General features: G+C 64.2%; 15 protein-coding genes. 6 read left to right on the plus strand and 9 right to left on the minus strand.

Annotation, left to right across the window (positions count from 1 at the left end; all coding sequences use genetic code 11):
- Window positions 1-24: 24 nt before the first annotated feature.
- The 4 genes from hemF to AC0MRV_RS13625 form a co-directional block, all read right to left on the minus strand.
- Window positions 25-948, minus strand: a complete 924-nt coding sequence (gene hemF, locus AC0MRV_RS13610; RefSeq protein ID WP_472765031.1) for an oxygen-dependent coproporphyrinogen oxidase — start codon at window positions 946-948, stop codon at window positions 25-27.
- 105 nt (window positions 949-1,053) lie between these two features.
- Window positions 1,054-1,536, minus strand: coding sequence for a hypothetical protein (locus AC0MRV_RS13615; RefSeq protein WP_472765032.1), 483 nt, complete (start codon window positions 1,534-1,536; stop codon window positions 1,054-1,056).
- Window positions 1,499-1,696 carry a hypothetical protein gene (locus tag AC0MRV_RS13620; protein WP_472765033.1) on the minus strand — a complete coding sequence of 66 codons (198 nt, stop codon included), beginning with the start codon at window positions 1,694-1,696 and terminating at the stop codon, window positions 1,499-1,501. Before AC0MRV_RS13620 ends, AC0MRV_RS13615 begins: the two co-directional genes overlap by 38 nt.
- Window positions 1,697-1,780: 84 nt before the next feature.
- Window positions 1,781-2,038, minus strand: coding sequence for an FmdB family zinc ribbon protein (locus AC0MRV_RS13625; RefSeq protein WP_472765034.1), 258 nt, complete (start codon window positions 2,036-2,038; stop codon window positions 1,781-1,783).
- A gap of 174 nt (window positions 2,039-2,212) precedes the next feature.
- On the opposite strand from AC0MRV_RS13625, the gene AC0MRV_RS13630 reads away from it, so the two are divergent.
- Window positions 2,213-2,947, plus strand: a complete 735-nt coding sequence (locus AC0MRV_RS13630) for a hypothetical protein (RefSeq protein WP_472765035.1) — start codon at window positions 2,213-2,215, stop codon at window positions 2,945-2,947.
- Between the two features lie 26 nt (window positions 2,948-2,973).
- On the plus strand, window positions 2,974-3,915 hold the full coding sequence (locus tag AC0MRV_RS13635) for a DMT family transporter (protein ID WP_472765036.1): 942 nt from the start codon (window positions 2,974-2,976) through the stop codon (window positions 3,913-3,915).
- 3 nt (window positions 3,916-3,918) lie between these two features.
- Here the strand turns inward: AC0MRV_RS13635 and AC0MRV_RS13640 are convergent, their stop codons facing one another.
- From AC0MRV_RS13640 to AC0MRV_RS13650, 3 genes are all read right to left on the minus strand, one after another.
- Window positions 3,919-4,818 (minus strand): sugar phosphate isomerase/epimerase family protein, encoded by a 900-nt coding sequence (locus tag AC0MRV_RS13640; protein ID WP_472765037.1) that lies wholly within the window; start codon window positions 4,816-4,818, stop codon window positions 3,919-3,921.
- 64 nt (window positions 4,819-4,882) lie between these two features.
- Window positions 4,883-7,150 (minus strand): outer membrane protein assembly factor BamB family protein, encoded by a 2,268-nt coding sequence (locus AC0MRV_RS13645; protein ID WP_472765038.1) that lies wholly within the window; start codon window positions 7,148-7,150, stop codon window positions 4,883-4,885.
- Window positions 7,151-7,204: 54 nt separating this feature from the next.
- Window positions 7,205-9,124, minus strand: a complete 1,920-nt coding sequence (locus tag AC0MRV_RS13650) for an apiosidase-like domain-containing protein (protein WP_472765039.1) — start codon at window positions 9,122-9,124, stop codon at window positions 7,205-7,207.
- Between the two features lie 108 nt (window positions 9,125-9,232).
- Here AC0MRV_RS13650 and AC0MRV_RS13655 point away from each other — a divergent pair, with 108 nt between their 5' ends.
- Window positions 9,233-9,910, plus strand: coding sequence for a polysaccharide deacetylase family protein (locus tag AC0MRV_RS13655; RefSeq protein WP_472765040.1), 678 nt, complete (start codon window positions 9,233-9,235; stop codon window positions 9,908-9,910).
- Between the two features lie 116 nt (window positions 9,911-10,026).
- Here AC0MRV_RS13655 and AC0MRV_RS13660 read toward each other — a convergent pair whose 3' ends face one another.
- On the minus strand, window positions 10,027-10,563 hold the full coding sequence (locus AC0MRV_RS13660; protein WP_472765041.1) for a Fur family transcriptional regulator: 537 nt from the start codon (window positions 10,561-10,563) through the stop codon (window positions 10,027-10,029).
- Window positions 10,564-10,739: 176 nt separating this feature from the next.
- Here AC0MRV_RS13660 and AC0MRV_RS13665 point away from each other — a divergent pair, with 176 nt between their 5' ends.
- The 3 genes from AC0MRV_RS13665 to AC0MRV_RS13675 all read left to right on the plus strand — a co-directional run bounded on the left by AC0MRV_RS13665 (window position 10,740) and on the right by AC0MRV_RS13675 (window position 14,598).
- Window positions 10,740-11,147 (plus strand): Minf_1886 family protein, encoded by a 408-nt coding sequence (locus tag AC0MRV_RS13665; protein ID WP_472765042.1) that lies wholly within the window; start codon window positions 10,740-10,742, stop codon window positions 11,145-11,147.
- A 125-nt stretch (window positions 11,148-11,272) separates the two neighbouring features.
- On the plus strand, window positions 11,273-13,822 hold the full coding sequence (locus AC0MRV_RS13670) for a M16 family metallopeptidase (protein ID WP_472765043.1): 2,550 nt from the start codon (window positions 11,273-11,275) through the stop codon (window positions 13,820-13,822).
- Window positions 13,819-14,598: a heme-dependent oxidative N-demethylase subunit alpha family protein gene (locus AC0MRV_RS13675; RefSeq protein ID WP_472765044.1), complete on the plus strand. Its 780-nt coding sequence runs from the start codon at window positions 13,819-13,821 to the stop codon at window positions 14,596-14,598. Before AC0MRV_RS13670 ends, AC0MRV_RS13675 begins: the two co-directional genes overlap by 4 nt.
- A 6-nt stretch (window positions 14,599-14,604) precedes the next feature.
- Here AC0MRV_RS13675 and AC0MRV_RS13680 read toward each other — a convergent pair whose 3' ends face one another.
- Window positions 14,605-15,444 (minus strand): NAD(+)/NADH kinase, encoded by an 840-nt coding sequence (locus AC0MRV_RS13680; protein ID WP_472765045.1) that lies wholly within the window; start codon window positions 15,442-15,444, stop codon window positions 14,605-14,607.
- Window positions 15,445-15,450: the final 6 nt, after the last annotated feature.

Below are 15,450 nucleotides of genomic sequence, written 5' to 3' on the forward strand. Positions count from 1 at the left end.
ATCCTAAATCCTAGGGGCTAAATCCTAAACGGGGGCGAGCCAGTCCTGCGGTTGGAGAAAATCGGTGAGGAGGGCGGCCTCGGGCGTGCCGGGTTCGGGTTGATGGTTGTAGTGCCAGGCCACCAGTGGCGGCAGGCTCATGAGGATCGATTCGGTGCGGCCGCCGCTCTGGAGGCCGAAGTGCGTGCCGCGGTCCCACACGAGGTTGAACTCGACGTATCGGCCGCGTCGATACAGTTGCCATTCGCGTTCCCTTTCGCCGTAGGCGGTGGCTTTGCGGCGGGCGACGATGGGTTGATAGGCGGGCAGGTAGGCGTCGCCCACGCTGCGCATGAGCGCGAAGCTTTGGTCAAAGCCCAGTTCGTTGAAATCGTCGAAAAAAAGGCCACCCACGCCGCGCGGTTCTTGGCGATGTTTGAGATAGAAATAATCGTCGCACCATTTTTTGAGGCGCGGGTAGAGCTCGGCGCCAAAAGGCGCGACGGCGTCGTGGGCGGTGTGGTGCCAATGCACGGCGTCCTCGGCGAAGCCGTAGTAGGGCGTGAGATCGAAGCCCCCGCCGAACCACCAGGTCGGGTGGTCGCCGTCGGGATCGGCCACAAAGAAGCGCACGTTGGCGTGGCTCGTGGGGACGTAGGGATTGCGTGGATGAATGACCAACGAGACGCCCATGGCCTGCCACGGTTTGCCGGCGATCTCGGGCCGTTGCGCGGTGGCGGAAGGCGGCAGCTGATCGCCGAAGACATGGGAAAAGGCCACCCCGCCTTTCTCAAAAGTCTCGCCGTCGGCGAGGATTCGGGTGCGGCCGCCCCCGCCGGCTTCGCGGGTCCACTCGTCGGTGATGAAACGGGCGCCGCCATTTTCCTCGGATTCCAGCCCTGCACAGATGCGATCCTGCAGGTCGAGCAGGTAGGAGCGGACGGCGGCGAGGTCGGGTTGATCAGGCATGAACGGTCGTTAGCCAGAAAGAGAACGAGTTGAAGAACGAGAAAGAATTCGCGGTGGCGAGACGGTCGGCTCGGGGCCGCGCGTCGAGGGGGCGAGCGAGGGGCTTTAGCTAAGGTTTCGTTTTGCCGCGATGGCGCGCAATTCCTTGGCCGTCAGCAGGTCCTTCTCGCGGCCCAGAGTCTCCTTCGCGGCAATCAGGTCTTCCAGGGCAATCACGTGGTATATTCGACCATCCACCTCGAGTGTCTCAGCTTTTTCGCGGAGTCGTTCAAAGTTTCCGACTCCCAGAACGGAACTGATGATGTCGATGACGCCGCGATCGGTCTGCAGATAGAGGTTGTTCAGGGGTTGGCCGGCGGTCGGATGATCGAGAAACGAAAGGCGTTGCGGCGTCATTCGATGTCGAGGATTCCACTCGCCCAGCGCTCGGCGAAGTTTGGCCAGATTCTCCTCGGTCAGCTCCGCGCAAATATCCACGTCGCGGGTGAGAAAGGAGGATCCGTGACTGATCGCCGCGTAGCCGCCGACGATAACGAAGTCCAGCCCGACATCAGCGAGACGTTGCAGCAGCAGGTCGAAGTTTTGCATCGGTCACTTTACGGGCGCGCTCAAGTTTCAAAGCCAATGCCAGCGCGGCATCATGTTGGGCCCAGCGTTCCTTGACGGAGAGCGCCAGATTGGTGTCCAACAAGTCCAGATCGATACCCGCGCGACGGGCGGCTTCGAGGTCCGGATGGTTTTGGTTCATGGTGCGAAAGCATTGGTTTCTGCAGACCTGCGGCAAAGGTAATTTCGGTGGCGCCGGGCCGGGCCTGCCTGCCGCCAGGGACGATCAGTGATCGTCGTGGTGGTCTTGTTCGTAGTTACGCAGCTCGCGGGCGCGGTTGGCGGCGAGGCGGGTGTCGCGGCGTTGTTTGGCTTCCTTGATCGAGCGGCCCTGGGTTTTGCCGGTGCTGATGCCGGCGGAGAAGGAAAACTGCCGCTCGGTCTGGGGGGCGGCGCAGGCGGGACACGCCGGCGTTTCGTCCATCTTGGCCAGTTGCTCAAAGGTGTGGCCGCAGGCAGGGCAGTGGAAATCGTAGATGGGCATGGCAGACCGGGAACTAGCACGACTCGGGATCGAGACGCAAAACCGAGAATGTCTTTGTCGGTCGAATACCAGACGGTGTGGCACTCCCTTGACGACTTTGCTAGAGTTCGCGTTGGACAGCGGGCGCGGCATCGCGATGGATGGTGCGCTCGGGTCCGCCGGACTCCGAATCACATGAACGACACTGCCTTAGCCACCATTGCCCTGACGGGGTTTGCCGTCGCGTTTTTGCACGCGGCGATTCCGACGCATTGGCTGCCGTTTGTGCTGGTGGCGAAAGCGCGGCAGTGGTCGAACGCGAAGACCCTGGGCATGGTGGCGGCGGCCGGGCTCGGCCACGTGGCACTCACCAGCGTGCTCGGTTTGGCCATCGCGTGGTTTGGCTTCCAATTGGACGAGTCACTGGGGCACGCGTTTCCGATGCTCACGGGCGGGCTGTTGTTTGCCATCGCGCTCTATTACGGCTGGCGCCAGTGGACGGGGCGGGGCGTGTGCCATCACCATCCGCCCGGCAGTTCCCACGCACCGAGCGAGGCCTGCAGTGACCACGAGCACGACCACGGCCACACGCACTGGGACGAGGAGCTGAAAGACACGCCCCTGATCAAAGCCGATCGCGGCGACTGGGCGGCGGTGAGTGGTTTGTTCGTGATGCTCACCTTGTCGCCCTGCGAAGGCTTTCTGCCGATCTACCTGAGTGGCGTGCAGTTCGGCTGGCTCGGTTTTGTGGTGCTGAGCGTGATCCTGGCCTTTGGGGCCCTCGGCGGCATGACCTTGCTGACTTGGCTCACCCTCATTGGCAGTGACCGCCTGCGGGTGGAACGTTTTGAACGCTACGAAGCCGGTCTGTTGGCCGCACTGTTTACCGTGCTTGGCGTGCTCGCTCTCTGGTTGCGGCATGGGCACTGAGAGGTGGGCGCAACATGGCCTCGGTAATGGATCCTGAATACGGTGGGCCGCCGCGACGTTCGCGGGGGAAGTTGTTGATGCTGGTCGCGGTGTGCGCCGTGCTATGGGGTTCGGCGTTTCCGGGCATCAAGCTGGTGTTTGCGCACTGGGCGGAGCGCGGGGTGGAGGCCGATTTTGCAGCCCGATCTCTGTTTGCCGGCGTGCGGTTTGTGGCCGCGGGTTTGGGGTTGCTGATGCTGGCCAAGGCGCCGCTCAAGGAATGGGCGCGGACACCGCGGCATCTGATCCTCGCGATGGCGGCGGCGCAAACGGTGGGGCAGTATGTTTGTTTTTATCTCGGACTGAGTTTGTCGAGTGGCGCGCTGGCCGCGCTGTTGGTGTCGAGCGGCAGCTTTTGGTGGGTGCTGTTGGCGCCGCCGTTTTTGGGTTCGGCGCCGCTGACACGGCGGCAGTGGCTCGTGCTGTTGGCGGGGGCGACGGGGGTGACGTTGGCGGTGTATTCGCCGGGCGTGCACGAGGGGAACCCGCGGTTGGGTGGCGTGCTGATCCTGGCGGCGAATTTTTTCGGCGCGCTCGGGCTGCTGGCGTTTCAGCGGGTCAAGCGGACGATGGGCGCGCGAGCAGGCACGGGCTTTTCGTTGTTCCTCGGCGGCGTGGTATTGACGGCGCTGGGCTGGCCGGCGATCGCGGCGGACGGGCTGGCATGGTTCGACGGCTACGTCTGGGCGTGGACCGCCTGGCTGGCGTTCGTGTCGGCGGCGGCGTTTGCCTTGTGGAACCACCTGTCGACGATCTTCCCGGCGCCGGAGTTGGCGACCTACCGTTTCCTGATCCCGTTGGCCGGGGTGTTTGAGGCGTTGTTGCTGCTGGACGGCGAAACGCTGACGCCGGCGATGGTCGCGGGCGGCGTGGTCGTGCTGATCGCGATGTCGCGGATTTCGGTGCGCGCCAAAACCGCGCGCGCTTAAGCGTCAGGCTTCGCGCAGGTTTGAGGACACGTGGTAGAGGAGCCAGTCGGCGACCCGCTCGTAGTCCATGTCGTGATCGGTGCGGTCCCACTGTTCGACGGAGTAGATGCCTTGGAAGCCGGCGGCTTCGCTCATCCGCACGCAGCGGTCGAAGTCGTAGGGCTGGTGCATGAAGTCGGCGTCGAAGCGCACGGCTTTGGCGGAAATGAGGTAGGCGTAGGGCAGGATCTTTTCGAGCGCCGCGAAGCGCGCCTCGTCGCTGTAGTTGCCGAAGTCGGGCAGCGTGTAGAGGTTTTCCGGGCCGGCGGCTTCACGGATGCGCAGGTGGACATCGGGGTCCATCTCGATGCCGAAGTGGTTCTCGTTGAGGAGCACGATGCCGTGGTCGGCGGCGTAGGTATTGATCTCACGCATCGAGGCGATGGCGTTTTCGATCGGACCGCGGCCGGGATTGGCCCGCACGCAGGGGGAGCCGAGCACGACGGCGGCGTCGATCCAGCGTTTGACCTCGACGATGGACTCCGTGCGGCGCGCGGGGTCCGCGGCGGCGAGGTTGTAGTCGGTGTCGATCTGGATGTTGATCAGACGCGACCCGGCGGTGTCGAGCGCAGCGCGGAGGCGGGCAAGGTAAGCGGGTTCGAGTGAATCGAAATGGTAGCTCCAGAATTCGACCTGATTGAGGCCGAAGCGCTGGTGGTAATACTCGGGCACATCGAGCAAGGTGAGGGCGGGCCCCGGGTTGGGTAGATTGGCGGAGCGCGTTTGGGCGAAGCGGTGGCGGAAGATGACCGTGCCCATGGCTAGGCGTTGGCCGTGTTTGAGCGGGGTGTGGGCAAAGCTGCGGGTAGTGAGCCCGACGGTGAGGGCGAGGCCGGTGGAGAAGAGAAAATCGCGGCGGAGCATGGGCGGGGTGGAGTTTTACAGGAGGGAACGAAGGAAAGGAAGGCGAGTGGGGAGGCCTTGGAAATCAGTCGGTTTCCGGCAGCGCGAAGACGACGTAACCACCGCGGCCTTTGGGTTCGGGGGAACCAATGCCGCTCTCGCGCGAGCGCAGGCCCCAAGTGAGTGGGGTGCTGGCGCTGACGACGAGGTATTGGCGGCCGTTGTGTTCATACATGGCCGGCAGGCCTTCGGCACCCATGGGCAGGGCACCCTGCCAGAGCACCTCGCCGGTGTCGGCGGAGAAGGCGTAGACGTGGCCGTCCTTGGCGGTGGAGAAAACGAGGCCGGTGTTCGTCACGATCATACCCATGCGCTGGGAGCCGCGCGGCACACCGGTGCCGGTGAGGCCGGCAGCGGCCGCGTCCCGGTCCTGCCCGAGGGGCTGGCGCCACTTGATGGTGCCTTTGTTGAGGTCGTAGGCGAGGATCGTGGACCAAGGCGGAGTCAGAATGTAGGGGTGACCTAGCCCATAGTCAGTGTAGTAACGATCTTCCGGCGCGCCGGCGTCGGCGGGGTAGTCGTTGTTGCCGCTGGCCGGACGAAAACCGCTGGCGAAGGCGTCCCCGTCCGGCAGGGGGGCGCCGCCGGATGCGACCACGGGACCTTCGGGGGGATTCTCGTCATCGCCGCCCCCGAAAAGGCTGGCGTAGGGCGACACGCCGTCGTCGAGAAAGGTGTAGACGTCGTCGATCTGTTCGTCGGTGAAATGGGGCAAGGGTGGCATGCGCCCGGTGCCATACATGATGTTGCGGGCGAGCTGGCTGCGACTGATCTGGCTGCCGACGGCGAGCAGGCCGGGGCCGACGTCGTTGCCCTTGCGGTCGGGACCGTGGCAGGCGGCGCAATACGTGGCGTAGAGCAGTTCGCCGCGGGTTTTGGCGGCGGCCTTTTCGGCGTCGTTGCCGGGGGCACGGTTGCGGGTGCGGATAGGTTCGCGTTTGGCGAGTTTGTAGAAGGAAGGGAAATCCTGGTTGAGCAGGTAGACGATGCCGTCGTCGGGATGGGCGGCGGAGTTGCCCCAATTGACACCGCCGACGGCGCCGGGCAGGGACACGACCTCTTCGAGCGCGGGCGGCACGTAGAGGCCTTTGCGGGCTTGAGCGACACGTTCGCGCCAATGGGCGCGCTCGGCCTCGGTGATGAGGACCGGAGTGATGTCGTCCTCGGTCATGATCTGGCGGGCGTAGGGTGGCAGGTCGGGCACCGGTTGCGTGGGCCAGGCCTGTTCGCCGGGGACGTCGGAGGCGGGGAAGGGCTTTTCCTCGATGGGGAAAACGGGTTCGCCGGTCTCGCGGTCGAAGACGAAAAGGAAACCCTGTTTGGAGGCGGCGGCAACGGCATCGATGCGGCGTCCGTCGCGTTCGACGGTGATAAGCTGAGGCGCGGAGACGAGGTCGTAGTCCCAGAGGTCGTGATGCACCGTTTGGAAGTGCCATAGGCGCTCGCCGGTGCGGGCGTTGAGGGCGACGAGACAGTTGCCGAAGAGGTTGGCGCCGATGCGATCGGCGCCGTAAAAATCGTAGGTCGGCGAACCGAGCGGGAGGAAGACGATACCACGCTCGGCATCGACGGACATCTCGCCCCAGACATTGACGCCGCCGACGTAGCGGTAGGCCTCCGGCGGCCAGGTGTCGTAGCCGTAATCCCCGGGCTGTGGGATCGTGTTGAAACGCCAGACGAACTCGCCGGTCACAACGTTGTAGGCGCGGATGTGGCCGGGACCGGACATATAGCCCTCGCCCGGCGACGAGCCGAGAATGATGAGGTCCTCGAAGACCCGCCCCGGGGTGCTGGAGGTGGCGCGGCGGATCGTGTCGGGCTCGCGCAGCAAGTTTTGGCGGAGGTCGACCATGCCGCCGTCGCCGAAGGTGAGAATGGATTTGCCGGTGCGGGCGTCGATGGCTTGGAGGGTGTTGTTCATGGTGAACAACAGGCGGCGATCCGAGCCGTCGTCGCTTTCCCAATAGCTGATGCCGCGGCGCTGAATGCCGCTGAGGTGGGCGTGGATCCAGATTTCCCTACCCGTGTCGAGTTCGATGGCGACGAGGGAATTTTCCTTGGCCAGCACATACATCACGCCGTGGGCGACGACGGGATTGAACTGGTAGGAGCGCTCGTCGCCGGTGGGATACATCCACGCGATTTTCAGGTCCGCGACGTTCTCCGGGTTGATCTGGTCGAGCGTGGTGAACTTGGATTGGTCGTGGCCGCCGCCGTAATCGGACCAAGTGCGATGTTGGTCGGCAAAGACCGGCGTGATCAGGGCGAGGAGGGCGAGCGTTTTTCTAAACACAGGGAATGAGGGAATCAGGGGGAGAAAGGGTGCGGATCCGGGCATTCGGAAGGTTCAGTTGTCGGCGCGGGACAGGCGCGCGGCCCAATCCGTCATGGGGGAGGTGGGATCGACCGGGAAGGAGGGAGAACTCAAGGTGCCGTCGGTGGAAGTGCGGATGTTCTGCGCGGGCAGCCATTCTCCGGTGCGCGGGTTGAACCATCGCCAATCGTAGGATGTGCCCGCCGGCAGGCCGGTGAGGTTGGTGGGCGCGGCGCCGTTCTCGAAATAGAGCAGCAGGTGCTGGGCATCGGGCGTGCGCATGGCGAAGGACCAGCCATCGAGTCCGTCGTCGATCGCGCCCGGGGCGGTGCGCGGGGAAAGGGCGTCGTTGATGGGGACGAGCTCGCGGTAGGTCGGACCGAGCGAAAGCACAAAGTCGCGCAGGTGCTGCATCTGCTCGCCGGAGCGGAAGTTGAGCGCGGTCCAGATGTAAGGGCGCCAGCCTGCGGGTTCGCCGGTGGTGGTGATGTCGTAGGCCCCGGTTCCATGCACATGGCCGGCCAGACCGCCGGAAAGGACCGAGCCATACATCTGGGCACGGGCGAAGTAGATGTCGCGTTCCGAACCGGCGACGGGCGTCTCGCCGCCGGGGCGATTGATGGAGTGGTTCCAGCCGGTGTAGTAGGGCTCGAGATTGGCCACCGGGTAGGGCTTGGGCAGATTGAAGCTCTCCTCGATGAAGGCGTAGATCGCGTGATTACGCGGTTTGTTGCCGACGGTGTGCATGGTCAGCCAGGGGGCGTCGTCACCGTGGCCGAAACGGCGGAAGGTGGTGCTGTCGATGAGCGTGGTGTAGGGCTGGCCGAAGGGCAGCGGACCGTAGCGCTCGTGGTGGTAAGTGAGCGCCTCGTTGAACTCCTGCTCGGTGAGGCTGTAGTTTTCCGGAATCCAGTCGAGGTGGATGCCGCTGAAGACCATATTGTAGGCACCGTATCGGGAGATCAGATACTGGACGAAACGCGCGTAGGATTCGTTAAAGTTGAAGTAGGCCTTCCAGGACGGGGCATTGTCGCGGCGGATGGTTTCGAGAAAGGGCACAAAGCCTTGCTCGTCGAGGTGCTGCATCTTGCGGTCGAGGGAGCGGAAGTAGGCCGGGTTGATGCGGTCAAAGTCCGCCAGGCCCTCGCGGTCAGGCAGGATGGCGAAGGGCCGTTGGCCCGCTTCATCGTGCATGTCCTTGCCGGTGGTGATGGCCCCGTCGGCGGTGCTGATCTCGCCGCGGGCGGCCCAGTGACCGAATTTTTCCCAAGCATTGCGCAGGTAAATGCCGTCGGCGTTGGCGTAGGTGGCGCCGCGTTCGTCGGCCGCCCAGTTGGGAAAGGCGGCGATGAAAGAGACGGAGTTGAATCCCTGCCGTTTGCGGAAGGCGACGGCTTCTTCGAAGGAGATGCCGGGCCCGGGCACGTAGTCGGGCGCGGCCGGCATGCCGCGGTAGGGAAGGCGCCAGGTCGAAGCGGCGAGCCAGGTGTCGCCGAGCCAGAAAAAGGGAGTGCCGTCGGCGTATTGCAGGGCGCGGCCGTTGGGGGTGGCGCGAATGAAACCGCGGCGGTTGGGGTTGGCGGCCAGCTCCGCCTCGTCCCAGGCGACGGCGCGCAGGTTGCCACGGCCGGAGTTGAGTCCGGTGTCTTCAGGCTGGTTGGAACCGGTGGTCCACGTCCATTCGCCGGGACTTGTCGCCACGAAGCGGATACGGAAGGTGTTGCCGCCGTCCCAGAAGCCGTAGACCCGCTTTGCGAAACCGGGCCCGCGCAGGTCGATCCAGCAATCGACCTCGGCGTAGGGGTTCTCGTAGTCGCCAGTGGCGGCGAGTTGGATTTCCTGCGCGGTCCACACGTGGACTTCGCCGGACTGCAGGACCGCGCGAGCGGGGATGAGGACAAGCCAATGCAAGGCCAGAACCGTCGCGAGACGGAGGGGGCGGGGTAGCGACATGGTCGGGGACCTTGCCCAGCGGCCAGCCGCGGCGCAAGTCGGGCGGTGGTTAACTCGTCGAGCGAGTGCAATTGACGTGAAGCAGGTTGCGGCGCTTTTGGATCAAGCATGTCCTCACTTCGTCGCACGGGGGCCGCTTTGGTCGGCCTCCTCCTTAGCTCCTTGTTTGCCATGGCCAACGAATCTTCCCCCAAACATGTCGCCCTGATTTTTGACGATGGACCCGTGCCCGCCCAGGCCGAGGCGTTTCGTGAGCTGTTTGCGCGCGAGCGGGTGCAGGTAACCTGGGCCTACGTGGCTCGCGAGGTGCAGCAACATCCGGAGCTGGCGCGGGCGGCGCAGGCGGCGGGCCATGAGGTCGCCAACCACTCCTTTGCCCATCAACACCCGACGCAGCTCGATGATGAAGCGTTGCGGCACGAGATCGTGGAGGCGCAGCGGGTCTTTGCGACCGAGTTGGCCGTGGCGCCGGTTTGGTATTGGAAACCGTTTGCGGAGGCAGATCCCCGCCAAGGGGCGCTTTGGGGTGAGGCGGGGATTCGCGATTTCGGGTTCACCCACCAGGTGTGGTCCAACGATTGGGACCGCGGTAAAAGCGCCGCGGAGATCTATGCCGCGGCGACGGACGGTGTGCAGGACGGCTCGTTGATCATCTTTCACGAGTGGCGGGAGGAGACCCTTGCGCAAATGCCCGCCATCCTGGCTGAGCTGCGTCGCCAAGGTTGCACCTTCCTCACGGTGTCCGAGCTTGCGGCGTATTTGGATAGGAAATCGGCCGCCGAATGATCTTCGTGGCGATGAGCTTTCGCGGTTTGGTGGCGATTCCCTACAAGTGTAAAAAAAAGACCGCAGCCCGAGAGCTGCGGTCGAAAAGAGGGTAGCGATTCGCTCGGTGGGCGGATTTAGCGGATTTCCGCCATCACCACGCCACTTTGAACGCGATCGATCGGGTGCTTCGGCGCGCGGGCGAAGAACTCAACCATGTGGGACACGTTGGTGAAGCCGCGGGCGATGAGCTTCTTCTCGATCTCCTGCATCGCGTCGCGGAGTTCGATGGCGAGGTCGGAATCGAGTTCGGCGACGGCGTTGTTGCTCTTGTCCACGATGTGGTAGGACGGGGAGTCGTCCAACGCGATCTGGTAGAGGCTGGTGCCGTTGTGGAAGAAACAGCGACGCACGAGGCCCAATTCTTCGAACGCCGCGAGGCAGCGATAGACGGTCACCAAGTCACAAGCCGTGTTGGCGAGCTCGGCGTGGATTTGCTCAATGCTGGCCGGCAGCGAACGCTTGATGAGCGCTTCGAGGATCGCGATCCGTGGCTGCGTGATGCGCAAACCTGCACTCTTCAGGCGGTTGCAAGCCACTTGCAGGCCCGCAGCGGTCGGTGAGTCGTCCTTGGCGGACGGGATGGGATGGTTTGTCTGAGTCGAGGCAATCATTGGTTGGGCCGGTTTTTGTCAGAGAGTTACAGTTAGGTAACGCAAAATGTAAACAACCCAAGGTCCTTTACATAACATTTACAATTACAACTGCCGGTTCAGGTATGAGTCAAACTGCACCTGTGGGATTGCACCTGCGGCGCGCAGAAGCACGGTAGGTGAACCTAGCTGCAACCATGCAAGATCTCGATTTCAGTGAAGTGGTGTCACTCATTTGCAAAGAGGACAACCGCTTTCAAAAACAAGCCTACAACTTTGTTCGGCAGGGGCTGGATTTCACCGTCAAGGAGTTGAAGAAAAGCGACTCGCGGCGAGCCGGTCGATCCCTGCACGTGACTGGAGTCGAGCTGCTTATGGGCCTGCGGGCCTACGCGCTCGACCAATATGGCCCGATGGCGCGCACGGTCTTGAACGAGTGGGGCGTGACGCGCTGCACCCATTTCGGCGACCTCGTTTTCAACCTGATCGAGTATAACGTCTTCAGCAAAACGGATCAGGACAAACGGGAGGACTTTTCCGAGGTTTACACCTTCGAGGAGGCGTTCGACGCGCCGTTCCTGCCGGAAAACCCGCCTCGCGCCTGAGCGCCGCCGCGGTCCCTTGGCTGCGGATCGCGCGGCCTTCGCGATTGCCCCCGCGGTGACTTGGTCCCTCAGTGCGTTCGTCGGGGTGGGTCGCACTGGCCGCGATGTCCCCCGGTTGTCCAATCATGCCTGCTTCCAACGACTTTCGTCTCCTGCGTAACCTGTGGGCGGATCGCCCGATGCGCACCGTTCTGCCCAATGGGCTGACCGTCATCCTGAAACCGGACGCTGCCGCGGCCGTCGCTTCCGTGCAGGTTTGGGTGAAGACCGGCAGCATCCATGAAGGCGAGCAGCTCGGCGCCGGCCTTTCGCACTATCTCGAGCACCTGCTCTTCAAGGGCACGACGCGCCGCGAGGGACGGGAGATCTCGCAGGAAGTTCAGGCGCACGGCGGTTACATCAACGCCTACACTTCGTTTGAGCGCACGGTCTACTATATCGACATCCCGGCGGAGCATGCGCCGGTTGCGGTCGATATCCTGGGTGACGCGGTGCTCAACTCCACGCTCCCGGCCGCGGAGGTGGAGAAAGAGAAACAGGTCATCCTGCGCGAGATCGACATGGGGCTCGACGACCCGGAACACGGCCTTTGGCAGGCCTTGTTCGAAAGTGTGTATCAAGAGCACCCCTACCGCCAGCCGATCATCGGCCACCGGGAGGTCTTCGAGGCCGTCGACCGCGACGCCTTGCTGCGCTACTACCGCGAGCGGTATGTGCCCAACAACATCGTGCTGGTGGTGACCGGTGGTTTCGACTTGGCGGCGGTGCGAACGGCCATCGACACGCATTTTGGCCAAGCTCCGCGGCGGCGGTTGGCGCCGGTATTCCTGCCCGCCGAGCCGAGCGCCCTGGCGAGTCGCACGCAGCACATCGAAGACGATGTGGAGATCGTGCGCGCCGCGGTCGCGTGGTCGATCCCCGGCCTTACCCATCCCGATGCCGCCGCGCTCGATGTGCTCGCGCTCATCTTGGGCCATGGTGACAGCTCCTTGCTGTGGCAGGCGATTCGGGAGAAAGCGCGTCTGGCGCACTCCATCGATGTGACCAGTTGGAACCCGTCGCAGCAGGGTCTGTTTTACGTGAGTCTGGTGTGTGATCCGGAGCAGCGCGACAAGGCCCTCGCCGCGCTCGATCGGGAATTGAAACGCATCCATCGGCGCGGCTTCACGGCGGCGCAGGTGCGCAAAGCGGTGCGCCAGCTGGTGGTGGGCGAAATCAACGGTCGCAAAACCGTCGCCGGGCAGGCATCTCGACTCGGCGTCGCCGAGGTCATTGCCGGGGACATGCTCTTCACACAGGGCTATTTTGAACGGCTCCGCAGCGTGACCCCGGCCCGCCTCAAGGCGGTGTTGCGCAGCTACCTGTTGGACGGACACGCGACGACCGTCTCGCTCACGCCCCGAGGCGCGCCGGTGGCGGGTGACCAGGCGGGCGAGGCGACCAAGCCGACGGCGGGTTTGCAGCGTGAACAGTTGCCCAACGGTGCCCGGCTTCTCCTGCAACCCGACGCCCGCCTGCCGAACCTCCACCTGCGCTTGCTCGCCATGGGCGGGCCGGTTTTTGAAATGAGCGGCAAACGCGGCGCCACCTCGCTCATGTCGACCTTGCTCGCGCGCGACACCGCCAAGCGATCGGCGGCGCGCGTGGCCTCTGCCATTGAATCGGTCGGCGGTTCGCTCTCCCCGGTGTTCGGCAACAACACCTTTGGCCTCTCGTTGGAAGTCCTCCCGGATGACGTGGATCTCGCGCTCGACTTGCTCGGCGAGGCGGCGTTGAAGCCGACCTTCACGCGCGATTCGTTTCAGATCGAACGCGATGCCCAGGTTGCCGACCTGCAGCAGGACGCGGACGACATTGTGACGATCGGTCGTCGGACCCTCCGCAAGAAGTTCTTCGGCGCGCACCCCCTGGCGATTGATGCCCACGGTGCGGTTGACGACCTGCGCGCCCTGAAACCGGCCGATCTCAAGGCACTGCATCGTCGCCTGATGGTCGCTCCCAATGTGGTGTTGTCGGTGGCGGGTGATTTTGATCCCAAACAACTCGCGCCGAAATTGCGTGCCATGTTGCGACGATTTCCGAAAGCGAAGTTTGTCGTGCCCACGCCCGACTTCGCGGGACCGGCCGAGGTCGGCGATTTTGTGGAGCAGCAACCCCGGCAGCAGGCGGTGGTGTTTCAAGCCTACGTTGGCCCCGGCGTGAAGTCGGAGGATTTTCATGTGGCGGAGGTCGCTGACGAACTGTTCAGCGGCATGTCCTCGCGCCTGTTTGAGCGGGTGCGCGAGGAGAAGGGGCTGGCCTACTACGTGCGCTCTTCGCGCGTCGTCGGCCTCGATCATGGCATGTTCTATTTCTACGCGGGCACGGCTCCGGGGAAGGAGGACGAGGTGCTTGCCGAAATCGAAGCAGAGATCGCCCGCGTGGCGCGTGGTCGCGTAGGCAAGGCCGAGCTGGCGCGTTGCCAGACTCGCCTCTGCGCGGCGCGGCGCATGGGCCTGCAATCCAACGGCGCCAAGGCCATGCACACCGCGCTTGCCGAACTCTACAATCAGCCGCTTGACGATGGCCGGGATTACGAAGCGCGGATCAATGCGGTGACGGCCAAGTCGCTCGCGGCCTTTGCCAGGACCTACCTCAACCGCAAGGCCTGCACCCAACTTGTCGTGAGGCCGTGAAGTCGCCGTCCCTCGCCGCGCTGTTTCCGGACGAGCCCTACGGGTTTCGGCTCACCCTGAAGCGGGGAGACGTGCGGGAGTTTTTTGCGGCCTCGTCGAATGCGCCGACGGTGCTGGCCGAGCGTCGACGCTGGTTGGATGAACGCTCCGTCGACTTCCTGGTGGATGATCCGTCCAACCGTCCGGGGTGGCAGGCGGCCGCGGCGGCGGCGGGGCTTGAGCTCGATTCGGCGGCAGCATTCGGCCGCGCGGTTGAACCCGATGTCGTGCTGCTGCGCCGTGATCCGCCCGGCACCTTCCGCGTGCGGGGCGGGGCGGTGGTGTTTCCGACGAGCTGGTCTTTGCCGGAGAAAGAGGGGCTCACCCTGGCGGAAACCCACGGTGTGGTTCCGGGGCTCAACGCCGCGATCGGTCCAGCCATCGATCGGTTTTTGGATCGACTTAAACCGGACCTCGGCGCGGTTCGGGCCAATTGGGGCCTGGCTGCCTCCGGTGAACTCAACCTGCATCCCGCGTTGGCGCGCCCGCGACTGCAGGCCGATACCGAGTCGGCGCAGGTTTGGCTACGCGTGGAGCACCAGATCCTGGTTGCCCTACCGGCAGCCGAGGCGGTCTTGTTTGGGATCCGGATCGCGCTGCATCCGCTGGCGGACGTGGTCGCGGATGCGGCGGCCAAGAGTGGGTTGCACCGCGCCTTGGCGTCGATGCCCGCGGCGATGGCGGATTACAAGGGGCTGAGTGCAATCCTGCCGCGTTTTTTGGATTGGACGCGGTGAAGCGGGTCAGCTTCCGTTGGTAACGCCGCCGGACCACTTGAGTTTCGTGCGCACGACGGCGAAGTGGTCGTAGGCCGTGCGGTGGATCAAGCGTAGGCGTTTGCTGGATACGGTGATGTCCACGGGGCTGCCCTCGCAGATGCGAATGTTGCGCTGGCCATCAACGGCCACGAGCAGGCAAGCGTCGCGTTGGCGCGGCGTGACCCGCAGTTTCACCTCTTGGCGGAAGATGATGGAGCGGTTGCTCAGCGTGTGTGGGCAGATCGGGGTGAGGACGATGGTCTCGGCGTCGGGATGGATGAGCGGGCCGCCGGCGGAAAGGTTGTAGGCGGTCGAGCCCGTCGGGGAGGAGAAGATGAGACCGTCGCAGGTGTAGGTGGTGACAAATTCGCCGTCGGCGAAGACCGAGAGTTCGACGAGGCGTGAGTGGTTCTCGTCCTTGATGAGCACGTCGTTGAGCGCGAGGTCGTGCTGACCAGGGGCGGAGCTGCAGTCGAGCAGGGCGCGTTCGGCGATGGCGTAGTCCCCCGCCAGAATGTCGCCGAGGTGCTGACGAGCCTCTTCGGCGGAAAAGGTGGTGAGGAAGCCTAGGCTGCCGCGATTGACACCCATGATGGGCACGCCGGAAAGCGCGGCGGCTTTGGCCACACCGAGCAGGGTGCCGTCTCCGCCGATGACGCAGCAGGCGTCGCAGCCCTGAAGGTAGTCGTCGGCCACCGGAAAATCGGTGGTTTGTTTCACGGTCGCGCCGGCGGCTTCGGCGAGCGTGATCAGGTCGTGCGCGATTTCCGCCGCGCCGTCCTTTTGGGCGTTGATCACGAAGGCGAGCTGACGGAGCGGTGTCATGGGCAG

This window comes from Actomonas spartinae (assembly GCF_051209155.1).
In the GTDB taxonomy this organism is placed as follows: Bacteria; Verrucomicrobiota; Verrucomicrobiia; order Opitutales; family Opitutaceae; genus Actomonas.

Bases quoted from the DNA above. Each gene is read 5' to 3' on its own strand.
- AC0MRV_RS13680 (WP_472765045.1), bottom strand. From the start codon at position 15,444: ATGACACCGCTCCGTCAGCTCGCCTTCGTGATCAACGCCCAAAAGGAC.
- AC0MRV_RS13660 (WP_472765041.1), bottom strand. From the start codon at position 10,563: ATGATTGCCTCGACTCAGACAAACCATCCCATCCCGTCCGCCAAGGAC.
- AC0MRV_RS13620 (WP_472765033.1), bottom strand. From the start codon at position 1,696: ATGAACCAAAACCATCCGGACCTCGAAGCCGCCCGTCGCGCGGGTATC.
- AC0MRV_RS13665 (WP_472765042.1), top strand. From the start codon at position 10,740: ATGCAAGATCTCGATTTCAGTGAAGTGGTGTCACTCATTTGCAAAGAG.
- AC0MRV_RS13640 (WP_472765037.1), bottom strand. From the start codon at position 4,818: ATGCTCCGCCGCGATTTTCTCTTCTCCACCGGCCTCGCCCTCACCGTC.
- AC0MRV_RS13635 (WP_472765036.1), top strand. From the start codon at position 2,974: ATGGATCCTGAATACGGTGGGCCGCCGCGACGTTCGCGGGGGAAGTTG.
- AC0MRV_RS13630 (WP_472765035.1), top strand. From the start codon at position 2,213: ATGAACGACACTGCCTTAGCCACCATTGCCCTGACGGGGTTTGCCGTC.
- AC0MRV_RS13655 (WP_472765040.1), top strand. From the start codon at position 9,233: ATGTCCTCACTTCGTCGCACGGGGGCCGCTTTGGTCGGCCTCCTCCTT.
- AC0MRV_RS13625 (WP_472765034.1), bottom strand. From the start codon at position 2,038: ATGCCCATCTACGATTTCCACTGCCCTGCCTGCGGCCACACCTTTGAG.
- AC0MRV_RS13615 (WP_472765032.1), bottom strand. From the start codon at position 1,536: ATGCAAAACTTCGACCTGCTGCTGCAACGTCTCGCTGATGTCGGGCTG.
- hemF (WP_472765031.1), bottom strand. From the start codon at position 948: ATGCCTGATCAACCCGACCTCGCCGCCGTCCGCTCCTACCTGCTCGAC.
- AC0MRV_RS13670 (WP_472765043.1), top strand. From the start codon at position 11,273: ATGCCTGCTTCCAACGACTTTCGTCTCCTGCGTAACCTGTGGGCGGAT.
- AC0MRV_RS13650 (WP_472765039.1), bottom strand. From the start codon at position 9,124: ATGTCGCTACCCCGCCCCCTCCGTCTCGCGACGGTTCTGGCCTTGCAT.